At 64.7% G+C, this 8,671-nt stretch carries 8 protein-coding genes; 2 read left to right on the forward strand and 6 right to left on the reverse strand.

Features of this window, described 5'->3' with window-relative positions:
• Position 1 precedes the first annotated feature (1 nt).
• Complete coding sequence (gene recR, locus JOZ00_RS24955; protein ID WP_293349567.1) at positions 2–613, reverse strand: recombination mediator RecR; 612 nt, start codon at positions 611–613, stop codon at positions 2–4.
• A 15-nt stretch (positions 614–628) separates the two neighbouring features.
• On the reverse strand, positions 629–976 hold the full coding sequence (locus tag JOZ00_RS24960; RefSeq protein WP_293349570.1) for a YbaB/EbfC family nucleoid-associated protein: 348 nt from the start codon (positions 974–976) through the stop codon (positions 629–631).
• Between the two features lie 98 nt (positions 977–1,074).
• Between JOZ00_RS24960 and JOZ00_RS24965 the strand changes: the two genes are divergently transcribed.
• Positions 1,075–1,836, forward strand: coding sequence for an Rv3717 family N-acetylmuramoyl-L-alanine amidase (locus JOZ00_RS24965; RefSeq protein WP_293349573.1), 762 nt, complete (start codon positions 1,075–1,077; stop codon positions 1,834–1,836).
• A 6-nt stretch (positions 1,837–1,842) separates the two neighbouring features.
• Here JOZ00_RS24965 and JOZ00_RS24970 read toward each other — a convergent pair whose 3' ends face one another.
• From JOZ00_RS24970 to JOZ00_RS24985, 4 genes are all read right to left on the reverse strand, one after another.
• Entirely contained in the window at positions 1,843–3,093 is a 1,251-nt protein-coding gene (locus JOZ00_RS24970; RefSeq protein WP_293349576.1) for a cytochrome P450, read from the reverse strand.
• Positions 3,094–3,407: 314 nt separating this feature from the next.
• Positions 3,408–3,593, reverse strand: a complete 186-nt coding sequence (locus JOZ00_RS24975; protein WP_293349579.1) for a hypothetical protein — start codon at positions 3,591–3,593, stop codon at positions 3,408–3,410.
• A 380-nt stretch (positions 3,594–3,973) separates the two neighbouring features.
• Positions 3,974–5,590, reverse strand: coding sequence for a hypothetical protein (locus JOZ00_RS24980; RefSeq protein WP_293349582.1), 1,617 nt, complete (start codon positions 5,588–5,590; stop codon positions 3,974–3,976).
• Positions 5,587–6,498, reverse strand: a complete 912-nt coding sequence (locus tag JOZ00_RS24985) for an ABC transporter ATP-binding protein (protein ID WP_293349585.1) — start codon at positions 6,496–6,498, stop codon at positions 5,587–5,589. The genes JOZ00_RS24980 and JOZ00_RS24985 overlap by 4 nt, the downstream gene beginning before the upstream one ends.
• A 590-nt stretch (positions 6,499–7,088) precedes the next feature.
• On the opposite strand from JOZ00_RS24985, the gene JOZ00_RS24990 reads away from it, so the two are divergent.
• Positions 7,089–8,671: condensation domain-containing protein (locus JOZ00_RS24990; RefSeq protein ID WP_293349588.1), on the forward strand; the 1,583-nt coding region annotated here is incomplete at its 3' end.

Here is an 8,671-nt window from a genome sequence, read left to right on the forward strand (position 1 = left end):
GTCAGGCCATCGCCCGGCGGCCGGTCAGCGCGCGGCCCAGTGTGAGCTCGTCGGCGAACTCCAAGTCACCGCCCATCGGCAGCCCGGACGCGATCCGCGTCACGGTCAGGCCGGGGATGTCGCGCAGCATCCGAACCAGGTAGGTCGCGGTCGCCTCGCCCTCGGTGTTGGGGTCGGTCGCGATGATCACCTCGGTGATGTCGACGTCGTCGACCCGCTCCCCGATCCTGCTCAGCAGCTCGCGAATCCGCAGCTGTTCGGGCCCCACTCCGGACAGCGGATCGAGCGCGCCGCCCAACACGTGGTAGCGGCCACGGAACTCGCGCGTGCGCTCGACGGCCTGGATGTCCTTCGGCTCCTCGACGACGCAGACCAGCGATCCGTCCCGGCGGGGGTCCGCACAGATCCGGCATCGCTCGTCGTCGGAGACGTTGCCGCACACCGCGCAGAACCGCACCCCGTCGCGAACCTTCGCCAGCACCGCCGTCAGGCGGTCGATGTCCGGCGGTTCCACCGACAACAGGTGAAAGGCGATGCGCTGGGCGCTCTTGGGTCCGATGCCCGGGAGCTTGCCGAGTTCGTCGATCAGGTCCTGGACGGGTCCTTCAAACATGTCGGTCGGGAGAGTCTAGAGCGCGGGCGGTGCCGTCGGTGGCTGGTTCGGCGGCGGGCCACCCAGTCCGCCGGCCAGCGCCCCGAGCCGCTCCTGCGCCATCCGGGTGACCTGCGTGGAGGCGTCGGCCATGGCGCCGACGATCAGGTCTTGCAACGTCTCGATGTCATTGGGATCGACGACCTGGGGATCGATCGTCACGCCGACCACCTCGCCGCTGCCCTTGACGACGACCTTGACCAAACCGCCACCGGCTTGGCCGTGCACTTCAGCGTTCGCGAGTTGTTGCTGGGCTTCCAGTAGCTTTTGCTGCATCTGCTGGGCCTGGGCCAGCAGTTGCGACATATCGCCTCCGGGTTGCATGACAGTCCCCTCGCATATTGGTCTCGAGTTGGTTTCGCCTGCGGGTGTCCGGCGATTCGGAACACCAAGCGTAGACCGCGCGACGTTAACTTGGCGCCGTGGACCTACGAGTGAGCAGACGTGTCGGCATCAGAACGGTCATCGGCATGATCGTTGCCACCTCGGCAATCATCATCCCGACGGCCACCGCAACCCCTTCCAACATCGCGGGCATGGTGGTATTCATCGATCCCGGGCACAACGGCGCCAACGACGCCTCGATCGGCCGCCAGGTGACCACCGGCCGCGGCGGCACCAAGGACTGCCAGACCAGCGGGACGGCGACCAACTCCGGCTACATGGAGCACACGTTCACCTGGGACACCGCGTTGCGGGTTCGCGCCCAGCTGAACGCCCTTGGCGTCCGGACGGCCTTGTCGCGCGGCAACGACACCGGGCTGGGACCGTGTGTCGACGAGCGCGCCAACATGGCTAACTCGTTGCGCCCCAACGCGATCCTGAGCATCCACGCCGACGGCGGCCCGCCGTCCGGCCGCGGCTTCCACGTCAACTACTCGGCCCCGCCGCTCAACCAGGTACAGGCCGGACCGTCGGTGCAGTACGCGCGGATCATGCGCGATCAGTTGCAGGCCTCCGGCATCCCGCCGGCCAACTACATCGGTCAGAACGGTCTGTACGGGCGCTCGGACCTCACCGGTCTGAACCTGGCGCAGTACCCGTCGATCCTGGTCGAGTGCGGCAACATGAAGAACCCGGCGGACTCGGCGCTTTTGGAGTCGGCCGAGGGCCGGCAGAAATACGCCGACGCGCTGGTTCGCGGCGTCGCGGGCTTTTTGGGCAGCCAGGGTCAGGCGCGCTGAGCCGGGCTAAACCGGGGTGAACTCGAGGTGTAATTCCTTGAGGCGCCTGAACAAAAACGTGCGGTCCCACTGGAGCCGACGAGTGCCCGCCGGACCGTGGTGCGCCTCTGAAAGCCGAATGTCGGCCATTCGGTTGAGGATTCGCTCGAGGCTCACCCGAACTTCGGCGCGGGCGATCGGGGCGCCCGGACAGGTGTGAATGCCGCGGCCGAACGCGATGTGCTGCAATATGTTCGGTCGATCCAGGCGGAATTCGTTGGGCTCGTCGAACCTTCGTGGATCGCGGTTTGCCGCACCGTTCATCACGAGCAGGCTGGTGCCGGCCGGCACATCGACGTCCCCGATCCTGGTGCTGCGCCGCGCCATACGGAAGTTCGATTTGATCGGGCTTTCGAAGCGCAGCATCTCCTCGATGAAGGCGGGGATCTTCGAGTTGTCCTCGCGCAGCTGCTCTTGCAGGTCTTTTCGCTCCGCCAGCATCAGCATCGCGAGACTCAGCAGGTCGATCGTCGTGCCGTGGCCGGCGGCGAACATGAACGTGGCGACGCGGGCAACGTCGATCGCCTCGGGTGTCGTGCCGTCGGGAAACTTCGCCAGCGCAAGCTCGGTGAGGACGTCGTCGCGCGGCTCGCGCCGCCGTTCCTCGACGTAGTCGACGAACCACTCCTCTTTGACGCCGACGAAACCGCTGCGTTCGCCTTCGAGCCTGCTCGCTATCGCGGCGCGGCGAAATTTTTCCCGGTCGGGCTCAGGCACGCCGAGCAGGTCGGTGATCGCGTCGAGCGTGAACGGAAAGTTGTAGTCGATGACGATCTCACACTTGCCGTCGGCAACGAAGCCGCTGAGCTGCTCATCGGCAAGGCGCCACAGGAATTCCTCATTGTTTCTGAGCTGCTTCGGCGTGAACAACCGGCTCAGCAGCGAGCGATGCGCGGTGTGCTTAGGCGGATCGAACGTGATGAAGTATTCGCCGAACGTGATCCTGTCGCGGTGCCGCTCGATCAGATCCGTGATGTCGTCGCTGCCCGGTTCGGTCGGTATCCCCGACCACGGACCGCTGACGATGTTGCATACCGACAAGGTCTCCTCGGCGCCGCCGCGTTGCACCGCAACGGCCTCGTCGTAGCCCGACACCATCACGACGCCGTGCGCCGGCTCGCGCCGGATGGGACAACGACGGATCGCGTCGTAGTAATCGTAGGGGTCCTCGACCAGAGACTTGTCGGTGAAGAAGTCGAGGTTCTCGAGTTCGCTCACTCCCCTCCCTCCGGTTTGGTAACCAATATGAACGGCTCGGCAAGTTTGCACAAACGGTCTTCCGAGATTGCGTGAAGGACTTCTGGCTGCGCCTGCACGATCGCCCGCGACGCGGCATCAACCAATGGCGGGATACCCAATCTCGACGGCCCCGAAGCCGTTGACCCTCACGTCAATTTGAAAGTTGCCACGTGAGCGCACTTAGAGGGGATTTGCGCGAGCGTGTGAACACCGCGCTAGGTGGGACCACTGTTGCCGGAGGGAGCCGATTGGTTGCCCGGCACAGAGTTTCCCCGTAGTTTACTTGCGCTTGCTCAACCGGACAGCTTGGACACGTTCTCAACGTGCGCCAGCGCGTCCTGGTTCACTTCGGCATACAGGTCATTAGCCCGTTCCGTTTCTGCCGCAAGCTTTTCCAGTCCCGCGACCGCGCGCCTGAGGAGATCGATAGCTTCCTCGACGGACTCTTTCATCTCAGAGAAGCCGGGTATGAGTCCCATTTAAGTTTTCCCTCCCTCGCGAGGCGGAACTTCAAGCCATCTTCCCCGATAGCGTTTGCTCCGTCCGCAACATCGTAGGCCAGTTCCAGTCTGGCTGCCCGGTGCCGAGTGCACCACTGCAGTTTGCCCGGTGCTGAGGCCCACCGACGGTGCACCCGCGGCGCCGGTGCCGCTCCATGAAGGTGCTTCCACGCCCGCGCAGAACCCGTCGCCGGCCGCCCGCGAGCATGGCCCCCCCGACAATGACGGAGACTTTGCCACGTCCGCCGTTGCGCTCTGTCCGACGAATAGCCGGAGGGCCGGATGGAATTGCTTTTTTCCCGAATGGAGAAAAGCGCAGTAATAGGTCGCTCATTTCAGGGCGGCTGAACGTTCTCTAGTCACGTCGCCAAATCGCGCCGGGCGTATCCATACACTCCGAGCGCTGTCAGCATCGCGCCGAGGAGCAAGAAAATGATGGCGGCCGCCCAATTGGGCGGCGCGCCGGGCACCGCGGCAAGGTGCGTCCACGGCGACAGGTCCATAACCCATCCCGGGGCTTTCGCGGTCTTCATGACCACGTTCAGCAGGAACCCGCCAATTACCGGCAGTGCACCGATCGCGACGGTAGCCGACGGAAGCCACCCGACGCCCACCGCAGCCGCCCCGGCCGCGAGCAACGCCAGGGGAACGGAATTCAGCGCCCCCGCGAGTGAATCGCTCAACTGCAATGGGGCGCCCGCGATTTCAGCGCCGCCCCAAATCGCGACCGCGGCCGAGCAATGCAGGGCGATAACACCGCCCACCGTGATCGCGACCTCGGTGGTCACCAGACGCACGCGCGAAATAGGTTGGGCGAAAAGCAATGTCAATCGGCCGGACTTCTCGTCGGACACCATCGCGGCGAGACGTATCGCGGCGTACAGCCCGGTGGGCACCGCGAGCACACCGAACAGAACCGCAGCCCCGGCATTCACCAGATCGTGGCCGCCCGTCCCGGCGGGCGCGGCGAGTTTGGCGAGACGCGGGTTCGTCTGGAACAACTCGAGAATCGACGAGAGCAACACACCTACCAGGAAGAAGTATGCGGCGATGCCCGTCGCCCACCCGAGCGTGGTCCGCGCGGTGCGGCGAAGGGCGAACCCGCCCACCGACCGCAATAAACGAGCACGCGGCGGGCGGGTGACCGACAGCGCCACCAGTCCGTCGCCCACGTCGCGGTGGCGTGCCGCGGAGACGGCGGCACCGGCCAGCACGATCGGAAACGCGCCCAACACGATCAGCGGGAGGACACGGTTTTCGGCGTACGGCGCCAAGCGGGCAGCAACCCCGAACGGCGTCACCCAAGCCGACCACGCCAGTCGATGCGAGCCGTCGGAGATCATGCGCAGTATCAAGCCGACGCCCAGAGCCGCGACCGCAAGTCCCGTGGCACCGGATCGGCTCGGCATGACTTGCGCGGCGAGCAGGCCGACCGTTGCGAAAGTCAAGGCAACACAAGCTATTCCGGCTGCATAGAGCACCGCCCCGGTCGGTTCGGTGCGGGCGACCAGAAGGCCCGTTGCGACCGCCACGCCGATCAGCGTCGCGGATCCAACAAGAGCGGCCAGACACCGGACAACGACATCGGCCATTCGCAGCCGGCCCGCGAGGAGCAGGTCCCAGCGCCGGCCGTCCTCCTCACCGCGCGTGATACGGGTGGCGGCAAGGAGTATCCATCCGCTCGCGAGCACCGACACGGGTATGCCGGTGCGCCACACGGTAAAACCGCCGGGATTGTCGAGTGCGACCGGCGGCCCCGACAAGATCCTTATGGCTGGATTCTGCGCGAGTACACGTAAATCCGATTGATTCAGCAGGGCGCCGATCGGCTGGTACTGGAAGGCGACCAACGCCGACATGACTCCGCAAACCAAGGCGACCAGCACCGCACCGGGGCGGAGTTGGCGCACGGCCAGCCGACCCACGGCGCGGCCCGGCGGGGGCTGCGGCCCGGCCACCGGTGTGGCGGTCGTCATCGCGCGGCTTGTCCGTAGTAGTCGAGAAAGATCTCCTCGAGAGTCGGTTCGTGCATTGCGAGCGCGGTGATGTCGGCCGAGGCGAGCGCTCGAAGCGCGCCCTCGGGCGGTCCAGTTAGGTTGAACCGCAACCGTTCACCATCCAGCTGTTCGATACCCGACACCGACGCAATATCGGCGAGGGAAGGTTGCACGCCGCGATAGGACACCTCGACCACGGTTCGACGCAACCGGCGCAGATCAGCGATGCTGTCGACTTCGACGAGCCGTCCGGCACGCAGAATCGCCACCCGGTCACACACGGCCTCCACCTCGTCGAGCTGATGCGAGCTGAGGAACACCGTCTGGCCCCGCTCGCGCGCTTCCGCGACACAGCGGCGAAACTCCCTCTCCATCAAGGGATCTACGCCGCTTGTCGGCTCGTCGAGCACCAGCAGCGGGGCCCGTGTTGCGAACGCAGCGACGAGTGCCACCTTCTGCCGGTTGCCCGTCGAATAGGTCTTGGCCGGCTTGTCGGGCTCGAGTTTGAATCGGTCGACCAACTCGTCACGGTAGGCCGCGTCGACACCGGGACCGACGCTGCCAAGCAGCTCAAGGATTTCCGCGCCCGTCAGTCGCGGCCACAGCGCAACATCGGCGGGCACGTACGCGATGTGACGGTGAGAGCGACGGACGTCATCCGCGGGACAGCCGAATATCTCCGCAGTGCCCGCGGTAGGACGAATCAATCCCAACAGCAGCCGGATCGTCGTCGACTTGCCGGCACCATTAGGACCCAGGAACCCGAACACCTCGGCGGGCGCGACGCTCATGCTCAGGTCCTCGACGGCCGTGACACGGCCGAACCGTTTGGTCAGACCGCCGACCCGGATGGCGGGGGTGACACCGGTGCGCGCCGAGGACTCCATGCCCCGAAGGGTAAGTCACCCCGCATCGAGTTTTCTCGGCTGCGAACCGAGGCGCCGCCCCCGCACAGAGCCGTAAGTGGCATACCGTCGTCGACGTATTGGACATTGCAATCCGCTCTGCAATTGTTTCCGCCTCACCCATTCCTCCCGCATTTTCGGCTCGCCGCACACCTCTTTGGTCCTTTCGAGCCGGAATACCAGCGTGCATGACGTCCAGCGTTGCAGATGACACCGTTGGCATTTGCTGATTTATGTCGTTGAGGGCACGTCGATGTTCGCTCGCGTCACTAAAAATCACCGAAAAGTTCATCTGCGCCTCCAGGCCAGCGCAACCCGTTAGCTGCACTCGACAAGCTGATATATCGCGACGGAGCAGGTGAGACGAAGCTGCGATTGACTGAACCCATGAGTGTGCGCTTACGTTACTGAGTTGGACAAGGAGGCGCATCAGGGACTTTGCCGATACCCGGGCCGAGCGTGGTGGCCTCCGGTATGGTTCGGAATGGTTTCACTAGCCATTGAGTCTGGGCAAGAGGTGGGTGGCAGTCCAGGCTACTGATAAATAGACACTTTGCAGGTGGGGGAGTCGGATGGAACTCGACGACCGAGCCCTTCCGCTGACGCGGGGCCAGCGAGACATCTGGCTTGCGCAAAAAACGGGAAGTTTCGGTGCGAAGTGGCAGCTGGGCGAGCTCATCCGAGTCGGGGGCGCGATCGATCCCGGTCTGCTTCGGCGGTCGATAGTCCAGGCGGTGCGCGAGGCGGAACCGCTCAGGTCCGGGTTCTTCGAGGTTGACGGCGAGGTTCTCCAAAAGCCGCTCGATTACCCGGACGTCGAGCTTGCTCAATACGACTTGACGGACTCGCAGGATCCCGCACTGGACGCCTATCGGCTCGCATCATCGATCCAACGCACGCTGATGCCGCTTGCCGGCCCGCTGTTCAAGTTTTCGTTAATGCAGACACGTACCGATGAGTTTTATTTCTTCGCGTGCTGCCACCACATAGTGGTGGACGGAATCGGTATCACTCTGGTTTGTCACCGGATCGCGGCTATTTACAACGCAATTGCGTCCGGCGAGTCGATTCCGCCTGCCTTTTTTGGATCGCTGCGTGGTCTGATCGATTGCGAATCAGAGTACGAAGCCTCCACCGATTATCTCGACGATCAGGCGTATTGGGCCAAGAACCTGCCGCCGGAAAGCGAACCGCGTCGTCGGTTGGCGCCCGACGTCGTGGACGACCGTGACCTCGACGGGCCGTCTGAACCCATCCAATTGGATCCGTCGGCCGTCGCCGGAATCCAAGCGCTCTCAAAGGGATTGGGGATCCGTCGCTCCTCGGTGATCACCGCGGCGTGCGCGCTTCTGGTGCGCGCGTTCGACACCGAGAGTTCGGAGGTGGTGCTCGATTTCCCCGTGAGCAGGCGGGTGCGCCCAGAGACGCTGATGGTGGCCGGAATGATTTCCGGATTCGTGCCGCTGACGCTGAAAACCTCGCCGGAGTCCGCGCTCGACGCGTTTTGTGAAAAGGTCGACACGCAAATGCGCGGCGCGCTGCAACATCAGCGGTTCCCGGTGCACACCATCGATTACAAAGCGCGCCTTCGCGGTTCCGGGCAGGCGTCGAATCGCTTCGTCGTCAATTTCATTCCGGCTACACACATGTCGGATCTCGCCGGGGCCCCGGTATCGGGAACCCTGACCCACGCCGGCCCCGTCGAGTTTGGCCTGGTCTTTTTCAGAGACGATGATCGGCTTTTCCTCGGCACGGTGGGGCCGGGACAGTTCTTTTCGAACTCCGATGTCCGCGAGCTCGCCAAGCGACTCGAACGGGTGTTGGTGGCGATGGCCGCGGATGCTGGTCGTTTGTTGTCGTCGATTGATGTGCTTGATGCGGGTGAGCGGGTGCGGTTGGCGCAGTTGGGCAATCAGGCGGGGTCGGCCGGGTCGGGTGCGGTGGTGTCGATTCCGGGGTTGTTCGCCGAACAGGTCGAGCAGACACCGGAGGCGGTGGCGGTCAGCGTCGCGGGCGGTGAGTCGATGACCTACCGGCAGTTGGATGCCGCGGCCAACCGGTTAGCCCAGCTGCTGGCCGCCCGGGGGGTGGGCGCGGGCCAGTGTGTGGCCCTGCTGGTGTCGCGCTCGCCCGCGGCGATCGTGGCGATCGTGGC

It is taken from the genome of Mycobacterium sp. (genome assembly GCF_019243155.1).
Classification (GTDB): domain Bacteria; phylum Actinomycetota; class Actinomycetes; order Mycobacteriales; family Mycobacteriaceae; genus Mycobacterium.

Bases quoted from the DNA above. Each gene is read 5' to 3' on its own strand.
- JOZ00_RS24980 (WP_293349582.1), bottom strand. From the start codon at position 5,590: ATGACGACCGCCACACCGGTGGCCGGGCCGCAGCCCCCGCCGGGCCGC.
- JOZ00_RS24985 (WP_293349585.1), bottom strand. From the start codon at position 6,498: ATGGAGTCCTCGGCGCGCACCGGTGTCACCCCCGCCATCCGGGTCGGC.
- recR (WP_293349567.1), bottom strand. From the start codon at position 613: ATGTTTGAAGGACCCGTCCAGGACCTGATCGACGAACTCGGCAAGCTC.
- JOZ00_RS24960 (WP_293349570.1), bottom strand. From the start codon at position 976: ATGCAACCCGGAGGCGATATGTCGCAACTGCTGGCCCAGGCCCAGCAG.
- JOZ00_RS24975 (WP_293349579.1), bottom strand. From the start codon at position 3,593: ATGGGACTCATACCCGGCTTCTCTGAGATGAAAGAGTCCGTCGAGGAA.